The sequence below is a fragment of the Bradyrhizobium sp. 149 genome (assembly GCF_023073915.1).
Classification (GTDB): Bacteria; Pseudomonadota; Alphaproteobacteria; order Rhizobiales; family Xanthobacteraceae; genus Bradyrhizobium.
The window spans coordinates 1-16,364 of the sequence record NZ_JADPKK010000004.1; the positions used below are offsets into that span (position 1 = coordinate 1).

Consider the following 16,364-nt stretch of genomic DNA (forward strand, 5'->3'; position numbering starts at 1 on the left):
GTCTCATGGCAAAGGGCAAAGCCCACAACGCAGCACTGATCGCCTGCGCCCGTAAGCTCCTGATCTATGCCAATACTGTCGTACAACGCGGCACGCCCTGGACCGAAAAAGCAGCCTAGCTCTTAATGGTTGCTACGATGTCACCCCACGATCTTCCTTAGCTCCGCCTTCGCCACCTTCTCCAGCGTCGAGCGCGGCATGTCGTCGACGAAACGGATCTCGCGCGGCACCTTGAAGTCGGCGAGGCCGGCGCGGCAGGCGGCCATCACGGCCTCGTGCAGATCGGGCCGCGCACCGGCGACGCCCCCTTGCGGGATGATGAAGACGACCGGCACCTCGTCCAGCATCGGATGCGTCTTCGCCACCACGGCGGCCTCGCGCACGCCGGGAACGAGTGCGACCACCTGCTCGATCTCGGACGCGGCCACGTTCTCGCCGCCGACCTTGAGCATGTCCTTGCTGCGGTCTCCGAAGCGAATATAGCCGTTCTCCAGCCGCACCACGCGATCACCGGTGAGAAAAAAGCCGTGCTCGTCGAAGCTCTCGCGTGTCGCCTTCTCGTTGTGCAGATATTCGGCGAACAGCGACAGGCCGACAATGCCCTTGATCGAGAGATTGCCGGTGGCGCCGACCGCGGTCGGCCGACCGTCATCGTCGGTGATGCGGATTTCATATTCCGGCGCGGCGCGGCCGATCGACATCGGGATGTTAGGCTGGTCGATCTCGCCGACGATGCCGTGGGTGATGGTCTCGGTCATGCCCCACCAGCCGATGATCTTGACGCCGAAAGCGGCGAAGGCCGGCGGCTCGTTGATCGCGGTGCCCCACAGACGGAATTTGTGATCCTTCGGGACCTCCTGCTCGAGCAGCGCCTTCATGCAGAAAGGTATGGTCGAGGTCCAGGTCGAGCCGTGCTCGCGCGCCGCGCCCCAGAACCGGCTGGCGGAAAAGCGTGGTTGGATCACGCAGGTGGCACCGACCCACAGCGTCGCCAGCATCGAATAGGCCAGCGCGTTGGTGTGGAACAGCGGCAGATAGGCCTGATGCACGTCGCTTGCGTGCAGGTCCTCGTGCGCGGCGTTGATCTTGGCGCCCCACAGCGCGTTGGCGTGGGTCCACAGCACCGCCTTGGGCCGCGATGTCGTGCCTGAGGTATATTGCACGCTGCACGGTGCGAGCGGATCGGTCGCACGCGTGGGACGGTCGGCACTGTCGGCGAACAACGCCTCAAAGCTGTCGCCGCGCGAGACTGCTTGCGCGGGCGCCGCGCCCGCATCATGCGAGGTCACCGCCATCCAGCGGATGTTCCGGCAGTTCTGCGCGACGATCTCGGCATAGGCCGGCTGCGTGATCGCGGCGACCGCGCCGCAATGATCGGCGAAATAGTCGAGCTCGGCCGGTGCCGAGCGCGTGTTGGTGGTCACCGCGATGGCCCCGAGCTCAACACAGGCAAACCAGGAGAGCAGCGCCTCGATGCAATTGTCGAGATGAATGAGCACATATTCGCCCGGCTTCACGCCGCGCTTGGCGAGGCCGGCCGCGAGCGCCCCGACTCGATCGTGAAACTCGCCATAGCTCCAGCGCCGCGCCGGCCCGTCGAACGGCGCCCAGATCAGGAACGGATGTGAGCTGCGCAGCTCGGCCCGCATCTTCAGCAGCCAGGGCACGTCGAGCCCGTCGAATGGGCCCACGATTCCGGCGGCCGTGTCGTTCGGCATGTTTGCTCCCCGTGCAGCCCGCTTCTGATTGGCGGCTGTCTTCACATTAGTGCCGGGACTCTTTTGCCATTGGATGGCGTGGGGAGCAAATGCGCTGGTCAGTCCTGATACGACGAAATCTCGATGAGGCTGCCATCCGGATCCCGGCAATAGACCGAGCGCAGGGTGCCGCGGGCGCCCTGCTTGGGAACCGGGCCTTCCTCGATCGCGACGCCATGAGCCTTCAAATGCGCCACCACCTCGCCGGGGCTGGCGGAGGTGAGGAAGCAGAGATCCTCGCTGCCGGCGGTCTGGTGGTCCGCGGTGAACCACTCCACCTTGTCGGCATCGCGCGGCCGGACGTTGATCTTCTGGTTACCGAATTGAAGCGAAGTCCGCGGCGCTTTGCCGCCGCCGGGGTCGAACACCTTGACTTCCATGCCGAGAATCCTGCCGTACCACTCGGCAGTCACTGCGACGTCCGCAACGTTGATCACGAGATGATCGAGGGCTTTGACCTTGACCGCCATGCCTTATCCTTTCGTCGTGATGCGCCCCGTGCACTTTCCGCCTGCGGCAAGCTTTGTTACAACCGCGTCGACGCCACTTTCAAGCTATCTGGCTTCAAGAACAACACGTTGGGAGAACCCTTGAGATGATCACTCGCCGTACCGCGCTGAGCCTGCTCGCCGCCAGTCCGCTTGCAGCCAGCCCGCTGTCGAAGGCACTTGCCGCCGACTATCCGACCCACCCGGTGAAATGGGTGGTCGGCTATCCGCCGGGCGGGGCCACCGACATCCTGGCGCGGCTGATCGGCCAGCGGCTGTCGGAAAAGCTCGGCCAGCAATTCGTGATCGAGAACAAGCCGGGTGCCGGCAACAACATCGCCACCGAATCGGTCATCAACGCCGAGCCCGACGGCTACACGCTGCAACTGGTCAATCCGGCCAACTACATCAACGCCTCGCTCTACACCAATCTGAAGTTCAACTTCGTGCGCGACATCGCGCCGATCGCCTCGTTTCAGCGCGTGCCGAACGTGATGACCGTCAACAAGGACGTGCCGGCCAAGACCGTCGCCGAGTTCATCGAATACGTGAAGGCCAATCCCGGCAAGGTCAACATGGCCTCCTCGGGCAACGGCACCTCGGTGCATCTGTCCGGCGAGATGTTCATGGCGCTGACGGGCTGCAAGATGCAGCACGTGCCCTATCGCGGCGCCGCGCCGGCGATCACCGACATGCTCGGCGGGCAGGTGCAGGTGATCTTCGACAACATGCCCTCGATCATCCAGCACATCCGCTCCGGCTCGCTCCGCGCCATCGGCGTCACCACGGCGGAGCGCTCGCCGCAGCTGCCCGACGTGCCGACGATCGGCGAGACCGTGAAGGACTACGAGGCGAGCGCGCTGTTCGGCATGGGGGCGCCGAAGAACACGCCCAAGGAGATCATCGCCAAGCTCAACAGCGAGATCAACACGCTGATAAAGGAACCGGACATGGCCAAGCGCCTGGTCGAGCTCGGCGGCGAGCCGCGGGTGCAGACGCCCGAGGCGTTCGGCGAGGAGATCAAGGCCGAGACTGAGAAATGGAAGAAGGTCGTCGAGTTCGCCGGCCTGAAGGTCGAGTAGCGATCTTGTGATGTCCAGGAAGGGAGCCCTGCCGTTCGGCAGGGCTTTTTTCTTGGGTGCCGTGCCGATTGATCTGGAATAAAACGGCGTGACGAAACCTGATGTTATATGGCGCGTATCTCGCGCTGTGGGGAGAGGAGTCGGGATCATGCGCAAGACGCAACTGGCACTGCTGGGCCTCGGTGCGACAATCCTCGCCGGCTTCGCCGCGGCCGCGCCCGCCGCGGCGCGCGACTATCCCTGGTGCGCCCAGGGCGGCGGTTACGAGTATCCCGGCGATTGCACCTACAGCACCTATGAACAATGCCAGGCCAGTGTGTCGGGCCGGCTCATGGCCTGTGGAGCCAATCCGCTCGTGGCCTACGGTCAGGCCCCTCTGCCGCAACCCCGGCTGTCCCGGCGCACGAGGCCCGTTGCGCCGTATTGAGGAACTCGCGATTTGGCTGGTGGCCCGGATTGCGTTTCGCGCCATCCGGGCCGCGCGGACGCGGCCTGCGTTGCCGCTATCGCTTCGCCTCGGCCTGCTCCGTGCCGTTGCATGAGATCAGCATCGTATACGGCCGCGCGTTGCCGGCGATATCGGTGGTCTTGAGCTCGCCCTTGAGTTCGCCCTTGGGCTCGGTGGTCTGGTAGGGCACCACGCTGTTGTCGAGGAAATCGCGCAGCGCGCCGGTCTTAATCGCGAAGTTGATGTTCTCGGGGATGTTGCCGGTCGCAGCCGCGACCCGCAATCCGTCCAGCTTTCCCGTAACGACGCCCACGATCTGCCCGGTGGTGTCGAACAGCGGGCCGCCGCTATTGCCGGGTTGCACGGGCGCACTGATTTGCAGGAAACGCGAATCGTTGCGCATGCCGCTGAGCGAACTCACGATCCCCGTCGTCACGGTGAAGTCCGAAGTCAGCAGCCCATGGAAGGGAAAGCCGATCGCGACGACGGAATCGCCGGAGCGGATCGAGCGGTCGCGAATTCGCGCAAAATCCTTGAATGTCGTTGTCGACGGCGCCTGCAGCAACGCGAGATCGTTGTTGGCGTCGCTCGACACCACGCGCAAAACCATCCCGGCTTCGCCCGTGAGATTGCCCTTGATGTCGCCGACGCAGCCATTGATCACATGGTTATTGGTGACCACGTGTCCGCTGGCACTCACGACAAAGCCGGTGCCGCTCTTGGCTCTGGCGGGCTTGCTGGCCGGCGGGGACGCCTGCTTGTCGGGCGCCTGCGGCTTCGCCGCGACCTTCGTAAAGTCTCCGGCCTTGCTCAGCCCGTCGGCTTTGACCTTGGTGACGCAATGGGCCAGTGCCGCAATCACGGGCCCGGCCGAGGTCAGGTCGAAGTTCAGGACGGTGCGGCCGCTCGTCGCCACCATCAGGCTCGCCTTCTGAAACGTTCGTACCACGTTGGCAGGCATGACGGAGCTGAGCATGTTCGTCTGGTTGGCCGTGGCGAACAGTCTGGCCTGCTCCTGTCCGTCAAAGATGACGTCGATCGCGGCGTTCTCGCCCTGCTTGAAGCGGTAGCTGGGACTCGCAAAGCTCAATATCCACGAGCCCCCGGCATTCTGACCGACGACGAGAATGACGCCGTTGGCATAAGGCGCCGTCGCGGCACAATGCGAGAAGGCTCCCGTTTCGTCATTGCTGAACGCGCCGCCGCTCCAGTTGCCTACATTGACGCTTCCGAACGGCCCGGCCGCATGCGCTGCGATGACGACGCTCACCGGCAATAAAGACCCAACGACAAATGACTTAAGCCACATACTTTCCCCCGGAGCATTCGCGCGCATCTTATCTGCGAGAGGAGGTGCTGCGCAACCGGCAGTTGTCTGGCGAGCGCCGGTGTCGTCGGGGCGACCTTCGGGCTTGCCTTTACTTTGCGGTCCTATATACTTTGCAATACAAAGTAGCGGGACCAATACTCCCGGCAAGCATGGGCGGAGCGAGGTTTTGGCGTTGCCAATGCGCGATCTCGACAAGGCACTGGCCGACATCGTGGCGATCCGCAGCCAGATTGCGGCCGGCACGGCATTCCGCGGCTACGGCCCGGCGACGATGGCCGCGACCGGTGCAGTCGCGCTTCTCACCGCAATCCTGCAGTTCTGGTTGCTCGGGGATCCCACCGGCGAGCCGCTCGGCTTCTTCTTCGGCTGGTTCATTGCCGCCGCGCTCTCCGGCCTGATGATCGGGATCGAGATGCGCGCGCGCTCGCACCGCCATCATTCGGGTCTCGCCGATGCCATGATCCACCAGGCAGTCGAGCAGTTCCTGCCCGCAGGCGTTGCCGGTGTGCTGCTCGCGGTTGTGATGTGGAAGTTCGCAGGCGAAACGCTGTGGCTGCTGCCGGGCCTGTGGCAGATCTTGGTGTCGCTCGGCATTTTCGCCTCCGTCCGCTCGCTGCCGCGCACCGTGGCGCTCGCCGGCGCCTGGTATTTCATCTCCGGCTTTGCGGTGGTGGTGCTCGCGAGCCAAACCCATACGCTGTCGCCATGGACCATGGGCCTGCCCTTCGTGATCGGGCAGTCGGTGATGGCGGGCATTCTGTATTTCGCGTCCGGAGGCCATGATGTCGAAGACTGACAGCGCGCCCTTCTCTTATGAAGGACTGGACCGCGTGATCCACGAGAAGGCGAGACTCGGACTTCTGACCTCGCTGATGGCGCATCCGAAGGGTCTGGCGTTCGCCGATCTCAAGCAGCTCTGCGGCCTCACCGACGGCAATCTCAGCCGGCATCTCGCCGTGCTTCAGGAGGCCGGGCTCGTCGAGGTGACCAAGGGCTATGAGGGCAATCGCCCGCACACGACCTGCCGCCTGACCAAGGCTGGCCGCCGCCGCTTCCTCGACTATCTCGCCGTGCTCGAGCGCCTGGTGCGCGACGCCGCCAAGGCCGCCGGCCGCGAGGCGGCGCCGCTCGGCCGCCTCAATATCGTCTCGACCTGATCCCCTTTTTTGACCGGAGACTTTGCAATGCAAAGTGACGTCACGTCCCAGAACGAGAAGCTTCATGTCGGCATCATCATGGACGGCAACGGCAGATGGGCGACGCGGCGCGGCCTGTCGCGCGTGCGCGGCCACGAGGCCGGCGTCGAGGCGATCCGCCGCATCGTCGAAGCCGCGCCCAAGCAGGGTATCGGAACGCTGACGCTCTACGCCTTCTCCACTGACAATTGGCGCCGGCCGAAGGCCGAGGTCGCCGCGTTGATGACGCTGCTGCGGTTCTACCTCGCCAACGAAGTGCAGAGCCTGGTCAAGAACGGCGTGCGTCTCACCGTGATCGGCCGCCGCGACCGTCTGCCCGACGGCATCGCCAATGCAATCGGGCGTGCGGAAGACGCCACCGCGCAGGGCAGCACGCTTCAATTGCGCATCGCCGTCGACTATTCCGCGCGCGACGCCATCCTCAACGCGGCGGCGAAGGCGGCGGCGCTGACCAGCCTGACCCGCGAGGCGTTCTCGCAGCTCGTCACCGGCGAGGCCGGTTTGCGCGACGTCGATCTCATCATCCGCACCTCGGGCGAGAAGCGGCTGTCGGACTTCCTGCTCTGGGAAGGTGCCTATGCCGAGCTGCACTTCACCGAGCGGATGTGGCCCGAATTCGACGCGGGCGATCTTGCCGCGGCCCTGGTCTCCTTCCACGGCCGCGAGCGTCGCTTCGGCGGCCTGCAGGCGATCGTGCCGGAGGAGGTGCCTTCACTCTCTCGCGTGTGACGCCCGGTACTGGGCAACGAGCTGTTCGTTTTCGGCCGCAAGATTGGCAGCAATGTCCAAGCGGCCCATCCGCTGCTTCGGCTATGTGTGCAATCCACGCAACCTGCCGAAAGCCTCGCGCATGTCACAGTTGTCGCTGGATGCCGTTGTCGAGTTAGCCGAAGCAAACGGCACGGTCCGTATCAGGCCCGCCCGTGCATCCGATGTCGAGAGCCTCTCGATCTACTTCACGAGCCTCTCCACGACATCGCGCAACAAGCGCTTCATGGGCGCGCGAGCGGACCTTGCCGTGGTCGCGGCCGAATGCGTCGCCAGGGCCAGCCATCCCGATCATTTCACCTTGCTCGCCGAGATCAGGCAGGAAGGGCAAGGCACGATCATCGGCGAAACCAGATGCGCCTACGATGCGGCCGCACGGCATAGTGATTTCGCCATCTCCGTTGCCGATGTCTTTCAGCGCAAGGGAGTAGGCCTGCAGATGATGACGGCGATGGAGAGGCACGCGAGCGATCTCGGTCACGAGATGATTGCGGCCGAGACTGCGCGCGTGAACGCCGAGATGCGCGGCCTTGCGAAGAAGACGGGGTTCGAGGACACCGGTCTCGGAGACTGGCAGTCGGTCCATCTCGCAAAGCGCCTGTCGCGGTCGCGGGGCCTGCCACAAATTTGAGCAAGCGCGTGGCGCCGATCGTGCTCTAGTGTCTCCCCGCGACGGGAGCTTTGGTTGGATGCGCGCAGTTCTGGATTATTGCACCGGTGGGACGGAGCGCCAGGTTGCGGCCGGCACGCTTATCGTCACCGAGGGCGGCACCACCGGCCATCTCTACGTGCTGATGCAGGGCAAGCTGGAAGTACTCAAGGGCGAGATGGTGGTCGCCACCGTCGTCGAGCCCGGTGCGGTGCTGGGTGAAATGTCGGTGCTGCTGGGGCAGCCGCACACTGCGACGGTGCGGGCCTGCACCGACTCAGTCGTCTACGAATTCGAGGATGCCGCCTCGTTCCTCAAACAGGAGGCGGGCGTGGCGCTTCTGATCGCCAGGATGCTGGCGCAGCGGCTCAATGTCGCCAACACCTATCTTGCCGATCTCAAGCAGCAATATGCCGGCCACGGCACGCACCTGGCCATGGTCGGCGAGGTGCTCCAGAGCATGATCAACCTGCCGCCGCTTGAGGTCTCGCCAGGCTCGGATCGGCAATCCGATCCAAGAATGTGAGCCAGTCGGGCGGCGCCTCGATCGGAGCGGCGGGCCGCTTCAGCGGGGCGCCAAGATCGATCCATTGCGCCTCGCCGGCCGCAAGCCAGAACGCCTCGTCCGCATCGAGGTCCAGCACGATGTAGGTCGGAGGACGGCCGGGTTGCAGACCGGTGTTGAAGACCCAGCTCTGGCCCAGCCGGTCGAACCACGAGCCATCGGTAATGAACGGCGACTGATGCACATGGCCCGAGATCACCACCGAGGGCTGGTACTGCATGATCCATTGCACCAGCTCGACGTCGCCGAAGAAGCGCTTGCCGCCCCAGCTCGTCGGTGAATCCGCCGGCGGCGCATGATGGACCCAGATCCAGCGCTGCGGCCGGCCGGCCGCGGCGGCGCCGAGCTGCGCGACGAGGCGCTGCTTGACCAGCGGCCCATCCCACCATGGGCACACCGTGAACAGCGTGTCGCCGACGGTGAGGCCGTCACCGTCGCACGCAACCCCCAACTCGCGCACCTCCGAGATCCAGCGCGAGATCTTTTCGCCTTCCGCATTGCGCTCGTCGAGGTCGTGATTGCCTGAGCAGAGGATCACGCGGGTCTTTCCGGCAAGCAGCGCAAGGTACTTCCTCACCACCACGATCTGCGCGCGAAAATCCACCATCGAGCCGATGTCGAGTGCATCGCCGGCGAAGATCACGAGGTCGAATTGCGGCGCCGCGCTGACGAGCCAGTCGAGCTGCGGCAGCGAATAATGCAGATCGGCCACGACCAGACAGCGCATTTTAAATCCACGGGTGAGACGTCAAAATGATCGGGAATTGCAAAATATCTGAACGCAAGAAGCAGACCAGCCGCATCTCTCGCCAATTCAACACGGGCACTATGCTGCGGCGCATCCGCGGGTGCAAGCATCGAAGCGTCGCCGGGCTGGACCGGATCATCGAATTCTGATGTCGTGGCGTGTCCTCAACCACTCGTGTCCGCATGACCTCCTTCAAGACCATTCGTGCTAGCGCCGAAAAGCGCAAAGGCGGGCCCAGCGCGCTCGAAAAGCTGATGCCCGAAAAGCCCGACCTGAAGGGTCTCGCAAAATTCGGCGACGACCGCATCCTCGCCGAGATGACGAAGCGGGTGTTTTGCGCGGGCTTTGCCTGGAGCGTGATCGAGACGAAATGGGACGGGTTTGAAGACGCCTTCCTGCATTTCCAGCCGGCCAAGCTCACCTTCCAGCCGGAGGATTACTGGGAGGGCCTGCTGCGCGACAGGCGCATCGTGCGCAACGGTGCCAAGATCATGTCGGTGCGCGACAACGCCGCATTCGTGCAGGAGATCGCGAAAGAGCACGGCAGCTTCGGCAGCTTTCTGGCGAAATGGCCGCCGTCCGACCAGGTCGGCTTGCTCGATCTCCTGAGCAAGCGCGGCAGCCGGTTGGGTGGTAACACCGGCCAGATGCTGCTGCGTTTCGTCGGCTGGGACGGTTTTGTGACGTCCAGGGACGTCGTCGCCTGCCTGCGCGATGCCGGTCTCGACATTGCCGAAGAGGTCAAGTCGAAGGGCGATCTTGCCAAGGTGCAGGCGCAGTTCAACGCCTGGGCCGAGGAGACCGGACTGTCCTACACATATCTGTCGCGCATCTGCGCGCTCTCGGTCGGCGAGAACAGAGGCGAGTAGCAGGTTCGGCTCTCCGCATCGTGCCGAATCATGTGCGTCCTGTGGCGATCTCGTGCTGCAAGCGCGGCAGACGCGACCGCCTGATCACGAAATGCATTTCTCCGGAACATTTGTGCGTAGCACCTGTTCGGGAGATTGAGCCAGGCGAACATCTGCGCAGGGAACGCGTGCTCTGGCTCAGCTCAACGAAACCCACAGAACGGAGCAGCTCATGAAGCTCACATCCGAACAGGTGAAGCAGACCGTCAACCAGCTCGGCGCTCAGGTGCTGCCCGACGAGCATCCCGCCATGCCGCAGCTCAACAGCATGTTCGGCGATCATACTTTCTTCGTCGATGAGGCGGGGCTGAAGGTGGTCGAGCCCACGGCGCCGCCCGGCGTCGAGCGCCAGAGCGGCGAAGTCGTCAGCCTCGCCGATTGGGGCGATGCCGAGCTGACCCGCCTGATGGCGCACGAGCCCGAGCCGACCGGCGTCATCGTGGTGTTCGAGCACGTGAGGCATTGATCGGCCGAGCGGATCGGCCTTCGGTGGCGAGTCCAAAGATCCCGCCACCGTCTCTCCGCGAAAGCGCGCGCGCTCTGTGCGCCCCGTCAGTATGGTTCAGATGCCAAGGGTGAGCTGCGGCCCCGCATCGTCACCGGCCTGAAGGGAAGACAGCGATACCCCAGCAGCCTGACGCGCTTGGGCAGCGGCATCTCGGCTTCGAGCAGGCCGCAAGCCAGCCGCTCCAGATCGTCCCGGCGTGCAACCGGCGAAGCGGCGGACCTGCTGCGCGTGATGATCTCGAAATCGGCAAATTTGATCTTCAAGGTGACGGTGCGGCCACGGCTGTCGGTCGTCTCGCAATGGCGCCACACCTTGTCCACGAGCGGCTTGAGCCCGGCGACCAGCGTGTCGAATTCGGTGAGATCGTTTGAGAAGGTGGTCTCCGCGCCGATCGACTTGCGGATCCGGTTGGCTCGGACCGGCCGTTCGTCGACACCGCGCGAGATCCAATAGTAATAGGCGCCGGACTTGCCGAAATTCGCATTCATGAACTCCAGCGTCTGGCGACGAATGTCGAGGCCGGTGAACATGCCGAGCGCATTCATCTTCGCGGCCGTCGCCGGGCCTATCCCATGGAATTTTCCGACCGGCAGCGTCTCGACGAAGGCGGGTCCCATCTGCGGTGAGATCACGAACTGACCGTTGGCTTGCGATGGTCGGAGGCGAGCTTGGCCAGAAACTTGTTGTACGAGATGCCCGCCGAAGCGTTGAGGCCGGTCTCGGCCTTGATCCTCTCGCGGATCCGGAGCGCAATATCCCGCGCCAGCGGAATGCCTTGCAGGTTTTCCGTCACGTCGAGATAGGCCTCGTCGAGCGACAGCGGCTCGATAATCGCGGTGTGCTCTGCGAAGATGTCGCGGATCTGCCTGCTGATCGCCTTGTACACCTCGAAGCGCGGCTTGACGAAGACCAGATCGGGACATTGTCGCTTCGCAGTCACGGATGGCATGGCGGAGCGAACGCCGAACTCGCGGGCCTCATAGCTGGCGGCGGCGACCACGCCACGTTCCGCAGAGCCTCCGACTGCGACCGGCTTTCCCCGCAGGTCGGGATTGTCGCGTTGTTCCACGGACGCATAGAAGGCATCCATGTCGATATGGATGATCTTGCGCACGGGCGAGGCCCCGCCCGTCACCGTGTCGGATTCGCTCATGGAAAGACGATACCATTTGAGCGATGGCAAGCGCGAGGTGAGGTGTGATTCACAGAGCCATCTCAGGCTTGTGAGTGGCAAGCATGGGCACACGATCTAATATGAGCCTGCGGAGGACAGCCAATGCAATACAGCTCCGAGCTCATTCAGACCATGCGTCAGGCGCTAGAGACCGTGATGGCGAGCGTGCCGGCCGATCGGTCGGTCTTTGGCCTGAAAGCGGCCGTAGCCGAATGCATCCTGAAGGCGGCCGCACACGGCCAGACGTCGTACGACGGATTGGTGACGTCGGCTTCCGACCAGATCCAGGCAATCATCTCGATGCTGACGTGAGCGTGGCCTCGGCTGAGCAGGCGATGACTCCAGCGCACACCGGAAGAGACTGGCGCACCCGACACGATTCGAACGTGTGACCTTTGCCTTCGGAGGGCAACGCTCTATCCAGCTGAGCTACGGGTGCTAGTCGAGGTTCATTTAGCCGATTGGCGGGAGGCGGGCAACCGCTTCCACCGTCTTCGGCTAGGCTGATTTACGGGCGATGCGGCCAGGAACCGGCAGGATGTCCCGGCCGAGGCCGGCGAACTCGGCGAGCAGCCGTTCGGCGCCGATGACGCGGTTGCGGCCGAGCCGTTTGGCTGCGTAGAGCGCCTCGTCGGCCGCACCGAGCAGCCGGTCGGGGCTGCCGTCGGCCTCGCCCGGAATGTGGCTGGCGACGCCGACGCTCAGGGTGACGTGGTCACCGGCCCCGTCGGCGCCATGGGCGATCCGCAAGGCCATCACGGCGCGGCGGATCTCGTCGGCGACGGCGCAGGCGGCATCGCAATCCATCTCCGGCAGGATCAGCGCGAATTCCTCGCCACCATACCGGCTGGCAAGATCGAGCGGGCGCACGGCATGCTTGCTGACGACGGAAGCGACTGCGCGCAGGCATTCGTCGCCGCTCTGATGGCCGTGGCGGTCGTTGAATAGCTTGAAATGATCGACGTCGCCGAACAGCAGCGCCATCGGTTTCTGCGTCCGCTGGGCGCGGGCCCATTCGCTCATCAGCATCTGGTCGAACGCGCGGCGGTTCGACAGGCCGGTCAGCCCGTCCTTGGTGGCGAGCTCCTTCAGGGCCATCTCGGCGCGCTTCTGGTCGGTGAGGTCGCGCAGCGTCTCCACCACCGCGATCAGATGGCCGGCCTCGTCGTGGATGGGGCCGGCGTCGATGGCGAGATAGAGCTGGCTGCCGAGCTTCGGCATCACGCACCAGTTCTCGGCGCTGAAGCCGAGCCCGTTATGGCCACGCGCGGCATATTCCGAATAGAACTCCGGCAGCTGCTCCGGACGGTCGAGCGCGACGAGGTCGGCGAGGCAGGGGCGCCTGGTCTCGTAGAAGGCCTGCCAGTGCTTATTGGTACCGATCACCTCGGAGGCGGGGACGCCGGTCAGCCGCTCGCAGGCCCTGTTCCAGATCACGACGCGGCGCTTCGGGTCGATCACGAAGGTCGGCACCACCAGGTGCTGCATCAGCCGCACGGCGTAGGAATCCGCAACGTCGACCGTTCTTGCTGAAGTTTTCCTCGGTTTTGCCATCTCAGGCTACCGCCGCCACCGGCAAGCCGTGGCTCGGACCGAACAGCTTTCGCACTTCGCTGGCCGGCTTCGGTTTGCTGAAAAGATAACCCTGCATCTCCGTGCAGCCGAGCGCGCGCAGCATCTCGCGCTGCGCCTCGGTCTCGACGCCCTCCGCGACCGTGGTCATGTTGCTGGCGGCAGCGATGTTCACCACCGCCTGCACGATCACGGGCGCGCCGCTCGCCTCGGCAATATCCGCGACGAAGCAGCGGTCGATCTTGATCTTGTCGAACGGGAAGCGCTTCAAATAACTGAGTGAGGAGTAGCCGGTGCCGAAATCGTCGAGCGCGATGCGTACGCCGATGGCGCGGAGCTGGTGCAGGATCGAGAGCGCGGCCTCGTCGTCGCGGATCAGCACGGCCTCGGTGATCTCGAGCTCGAGCCGGGAGGGAGCGAGTCCGGAAGCGGCGAGCGCGCCGGCGATCCGCAGCGCCAGCGTATCGCATTTGAGCTGCACCGGCGAGACGTTGACCGCGATACGCACATACGCCGGCCAGGTCGCGGCCTCGTTGCAGGCCATGCGCAGCACCCAGTCGCCGAGCTCGTTGATCAGGCCGGTGTCCTCGGCAATCGGGATGAACTCTGCCGGCGACACCATGCCGCGCTGGGGATGCCGCCAGCGCAGCAGCGCCTCGCAGCCCGAGATCTCGTTGGTGCGCAGGTCGACCAGCGGCTGATAGTGAATCTCGAAGCCGCCATTCACCAAGGCCTGGCGCAAATCCTGCTCCAGCGACAGGCGCGCCTTGGCGCTCGCATCCATCTCCGGCTCGAAGAAGCGGTGGGTGCGGCGCCCTTCGGCCTTGGCGCCGTACATCGCGAGGTCGGCATTCTTGATGAGCTGGTCGAGATCGGTGCCGTCCTGCGGAGCCAGCGCGATGCCGATGCTGGCGTCGGTGGAAAGCTGATGACCGAAGCAGTGATAGGGCCGGCGGATCGCCTCGAAGATCCGCGTCACGAATGACACCACTTCGCCGGATGACCTGATCCCGGTCTGGATCACCGCGAATTCGTCGCCGCCGAGCCGCGCGATCAGGTCGCCTTGTCCAAGGCAGCCCCGAATGCGGCTCGCGATCGCCTTCAACAGCTCATCACCAACATGGTGGCCGAGCGAATCGTTGATGCCCTTGAACTCGTCGATATCAATATAGAGCAGCGCGAACTGATTGCCGCCGCCGACCTTCTCCAGTTCGCGCTCGATCTGCTCGCGAAACAGCGCCCGGTTGGGCAGGTCGGTGAGCGCATCGTAATGCGCCATATGCGCGATCTTCTCGTCGGCACGCCGCCGTTCGGTGACATCCTCGACGACATTGATGAGGTAGCGCGGCTCGCCGGACTTGTCGCGGATTCCGATCCGGGTCGAGGTGATGTAGCGCAGCCCCTTGACCTGGCTCTGCCAGGCATGTTCCGCCTTGAACAATCCCTTGGCCATCCGCAGCGCCTTGCTGTCGTCGTCGGTGACGACCCTGGCGGTAGCATCCGCGTACATGTCGAAGGGAGTCTTGCCAACGATGTCTTCGCTCGATTGGCCGAACTGCTCCTCGGCCGTCCGGTTGACCAACAGATATTGCCGCGTTTGAGCATCCTTCACGGTGATCTGCGACGGGATGTGGTCGATAATCTCGCGCAGGAATATGTAATTGCGATCGCGTTCCTGCTCCAGATTGCGGCGGTCGGTGATGTCTTCGATCGTGGCCACCCATCCGCCCTGCGCAAGCGGAGTGTTGATGACCTGGAAAGCGCGGCCGTTGGGCATCTCGTGGATTCTGGTGGAGATCGTGCCTTCGGCGACGATCCTCATGACGTCGGCGCAAAACGCCTCGACGTCGCCATTGAATGCGCCGCGCTCCTTGCGATGATGCATCGCCTCATGGATATGGCAGCCGGGTTTGATGACGTCGGTGGACAGGCCGAACATGTCGGCGTAGCGGCGGTTGCAGGTGACGATGTATCCGCCCGCATCGTACAGGATCAGCCCTTGCGACATGTTGTTCAGGGCGGTGTCGAGCCGCTCCCGCTCCGCTTCCAGCCGTTGCTGCGCCTCGCGGTTCTGCCGGTTGATCTGGCGAACGATCAGGAACAGGATGAGCGCAATCACGGTGGCCGAAAGCGCGGCGGTGGTGACCATGAAACCGGTCTGCTGTCGCCAGTCGGCGAGCGCGGAGCTCGTGGTGTTAGTCGCGACGATGACCAGCGGGAAATGCGAAAGCGAGGCTCCGGAGCCGAGGCGATCCTCGCCGTCGATCGGGCCCTTGACGCGCAGGGTGTGCCGGCCGCCTTCTGCCAGCATCTTGCGCATCAGCATCGCGTCCTTGAAGTTCCTGCCGATCAGCTCTTCGACATGCGGGTAGCGCGCCAGCATCGTGCCTTCGCGATCGAACAGCGAGATCGCCGTGCCCTCCGCAAGCGCAACGGAGGCGAAATAGCTCTGGTAGCTGTCCGGATCGATCCGACGGACCATCGCGCCTAAGAAGCTGCCGTCTGCGCCGTTCAGTCGACGCGCGACAATCGTGGTCCATTTTCCGATGATGAAGCTGCGGACCGACTCCAGCGCCACCGGTTCGGCCATCGGATTCGATTTGAACGTCTGAAAGTAGGCTCGCGAGGAGACGTTGATCTTGGGCAACGGCTGCGCCCGCGACCAGTTGATCAGCTCGCCGTCGGCATCGTAGATGGCGATGTCACCGAGGTAAGACACGGAGCTGATCTTGCTGCGCAGCATCTGGTTCGTCGCAGGTCCGGACATGCGCTCGCGGAACATCGCAGCCGAACTGATCTCCGGCAGGTTCATCTGCCCGATCACATCGGCGGCTACGACGTCGGAATCTTCAAATTGCTGATCGAAGTGCCGCGCGATCAGCTGCACCGTGTTTTCCAGCTCGCGCTCGCGGTTGGCCAGGGTACGTTCGCGAAATTCGCCGGTGGCCATGGCTGTCACGGCGAATATCCCCGCGATCAGCAACACGCCGCACAGGGTCAGCCACAGCACGGGTCCGCGCCGAATGGCTCCCTCCCAGCCGTTCTTCGCGGCTAGGAACATTCCGGCTGCAATTCTTGCAAAGACCTGGCGCATTCCCCCTCCCTGGAGAGACAGGAATACACCGCACAAATGGCGTAAACCTTAGCAAAGCCAGTTACCTGAGCATTAAT

Annotated in this window: 16 protein-coding genes, 1 tRNA gene and 1 pseudogene; 10 read left to right on the top strand and 8 right to left on the bottom strand. The window is 64.0% G+C overall.

The window, feature by feature from the left end:
* Positions 1-140 precede the first annotated feature (140 nt).
* Entirely contained in the window at positions 141-1,718 is a 1,578-nt protein-coding gene (locus tag IVA88_RS00345) for an ATP-dependent acyl-CoA ligase (protein WP_247495314.1), read from the bottom strand.
* Positions 1,719-1,816: 98 nt separating this feature from the next.
* Positions 1,817-2,227, bottom strand: coding sequence for a VOC family protein (locus tag IVA88_RS00350; RefSeq protein WP_247495315.1), 411 nt, complete (start codon positions 2,225-2,227; stop codon positions 1,817-1,819).
* Between the two features lie 125 nt (positions 2,228-2,352).
* Between IVA88_RS00350 and IVA88_RS00355 the strand changes: the two genes are divergently transcribed.
* Positions 2,353-3,327: a tripartite tricarboxylate transporter substrate binding protein gene (locus IVA88_RS00355; RefSeq protein ID WP_247495316.1), complete on the top strand. Its 975-nt coding sequence runs from the start codon at positions 2,353-2,355 to the stop codon at positions 3,325-3,327.
* Between the two features lie 148 nt (positions 3,328-3,475).
* On the top strand, positions 3,476-3,754 hold the full coding sequence (locus tag IVA88_RS00360; protein ID WP_247495317.1) for a DUF3551 domain-containing protein: 279 nt from the start codon (positions 3,476-3,478) through the stop codon (positions 3,752-3,754).
* A gap of 76 nt (positions 3,755-3,830) precedes the next feature.
* Here IVA88_RS00360 and IVA88_RS00365 read toward each other — a convergent pair whose 3' ends face one another.
* The gene (locus IVA88_RS00365; RefSeq protein WP_247495482.1) at positions 3,831-5,084 is read right to left on the bottom strand and encodes a serine protease; all 1,254 of its coding nucleotides are present in this window, start codon (positions 5,082-5,084) and stop codon (positions 3,831-3,833) included.
* A gap of 199 nt (positions 5,085-5,283) precedes the next feature.
* Between IVA88_RS00365 and IVA88_RS00370 the strand changes: the two genes are divergently transcribed.
* The 5 genes from IVA88_RS00370 (at position 5,284) to IVA88_RS00390 (ending at position 8,244) form a co-directional block, all read left to right on the top strand.
* A complete protein-coding gene (locus tag IVA88_RS00370) occupies positions 5,284-5,901 on the top strand; it encodes a hypothetical protein (protein WP_247495318.1) in 618 nt (205 codons plus the stop codon).
* Positions 5,888-6,262: a transcriptional regulator gene (locus tag IVA88_RS00375; RefSeq protein ID WP_247495319.1), complete on the top strand. Its 375-nt coding sequence runs from the start codon at positions 5,888-5,890 to the stop codon at positions 6,260-6,262. The genes IVA88_RS00370 and IVA88_RS00375 overlap by 14 nt, the downstream gene beginning before the upstream one ends.
* Positions 6,263-6,289: 27 nt before the next feature.
* Complete coding sequence (locus IVA88_RS00380; protein WP_247495320.1) at positions 6,290-7,030, top strand: di-trans,poly-cis-decaprenylcistransferase; 741 nt, start codon at positions 6,290-6,292, stop codon at positions 7,028-7,030.
* Positions 7,031-7,151: 121 nt separating this feature from the next.
* Positions 7,152-7,700: a GNAT family N-acetyltransferase gene (locus IVA88_RS00385; protein WP_247495483.1), complete on the top strand. Its 549-nt coding sequence runs from the start codon at positions 7,152-7,154 to the stop codon at positions 7,698-7,700.
* Positions 7,701-7,758: 58 nt separating this feature from the next.
* The gene (locus IVA88_RS00390) at positions 7,759-8,244 is read left to right on the top strand and encodes a cyclic nucleotide-binding domain-containing protein (protein ID WP_247495321.1); all 486 of its coding nucleotides are present in this window, start codon (positions 7,759-7,761) and stop codon (positions 8,242-8,244) included.
* Here the strand turns inward: IVA88_RS00390 and IVA88_RS00395 are convergent.
* On the bottom strand, positions 8,183-9,010 hold the full coding sequence (locus tag IVA88_RS00395; RefSeq protein ID WP_247495322.1) for a metallophosphoesterase: 828 nt from the start codon (positions 9,008-9,010) through the stop codon (positions 8,183-8,185). The genes IVA88_RS00390 and IVA88_RS00395 overlap by 62 nt on opposite strands.
* A gap of 203 nt (positions 9,011-9,213) precedes the next feature.
* Between IVA88_RS00395 and IVA88_RS00400 the strand changes: the two genes are divergently transcribed.
* The gene (locus tag IVA88_RS00400; RefSeq protein WP_247495323.1) at positions 9,214-9,900 is read left to right on the top strand and encodes a DNA-3-methyladenine glycosylase I; all 687 of its coding nucleotides are present in this window, start codon (positions 9,214-9,216) and stop codon (positions 9,898-9,900) included.
* 211 nt (positions 9,901-10,111) lie between these two features.
* On the top strand, positions 10,112-10,405 hold the full coding sequence (locus IVA88_RS00405; RefSeq protein WP_247495324.1) for a hypothetical protein: 294 nt from the start codon (positions 10,112-10,114) through the stop codon (positions 10,403-10,405).
* A gap of 96 nt (positions 10,406-10,501) precedes the next feature.
* On the opposite strand, the pseudogene dinB reads toward IVA88_RS00405, so the two are convergent.
* Positions 10,502-11,600 (bottom strand): annotated as a pseudogene (gene dinB, locus IVA88_RS00410) (DNA polymerase IV).
* Between the two features lie 123 nt (positions 11,601-11,723).
* Between dinB and IVA88_RS00415 the strand changes: the two are divergent.
* Positions 11,724-11,933 carry a hypothetical protein gene (locus IVA88_RS00415; protein ID WP_247495325.1) on the top strand — a complete coding sequence of 70 codons (210 nt, stop codon included), beginning with the start codon at positions 11,724-11,726 and terminating at the stop codon, positions 11,931-11,933.
* 50 nt (positions 11,934-11,983) lie between these two features.
* Here IVA88_RS00415 and IVA88_RS00420 read toward each other — a convergent pair.
* From IVA88_RS00420 to IVA88_RS00430, 3 genes are all read right to left on the bottom strand, one after another.
* Positions 11,984-12,060 (bottom strand) — tRNA-Arg (locus tag IVA88_RS00420).
* 59 nt (positions 12,061-12,119) lie between these two features.
* A complete protein-coding gene (locus IVA88_RS00425) occupies positions 12,120-13,175 on the bottom strand; it encodes a diguanylate cyclase (protein WP_247495326.1) in 1,056 nt (351 codons plus the stop codon).
* Between the two features lies 1 nt (position 13,176).
* Entirely contained in the window at positions 13,177-16,287 is a 3,111-nt protein-coding gene (locus IVA88_RS00430) for an EAL domain-containing protein (RefSeq protein ID WP_247495327.1), read from the bottom strand.
* Between the last annotated feature and the right edge of the window lie 77 nt (positions 16,288-16,364).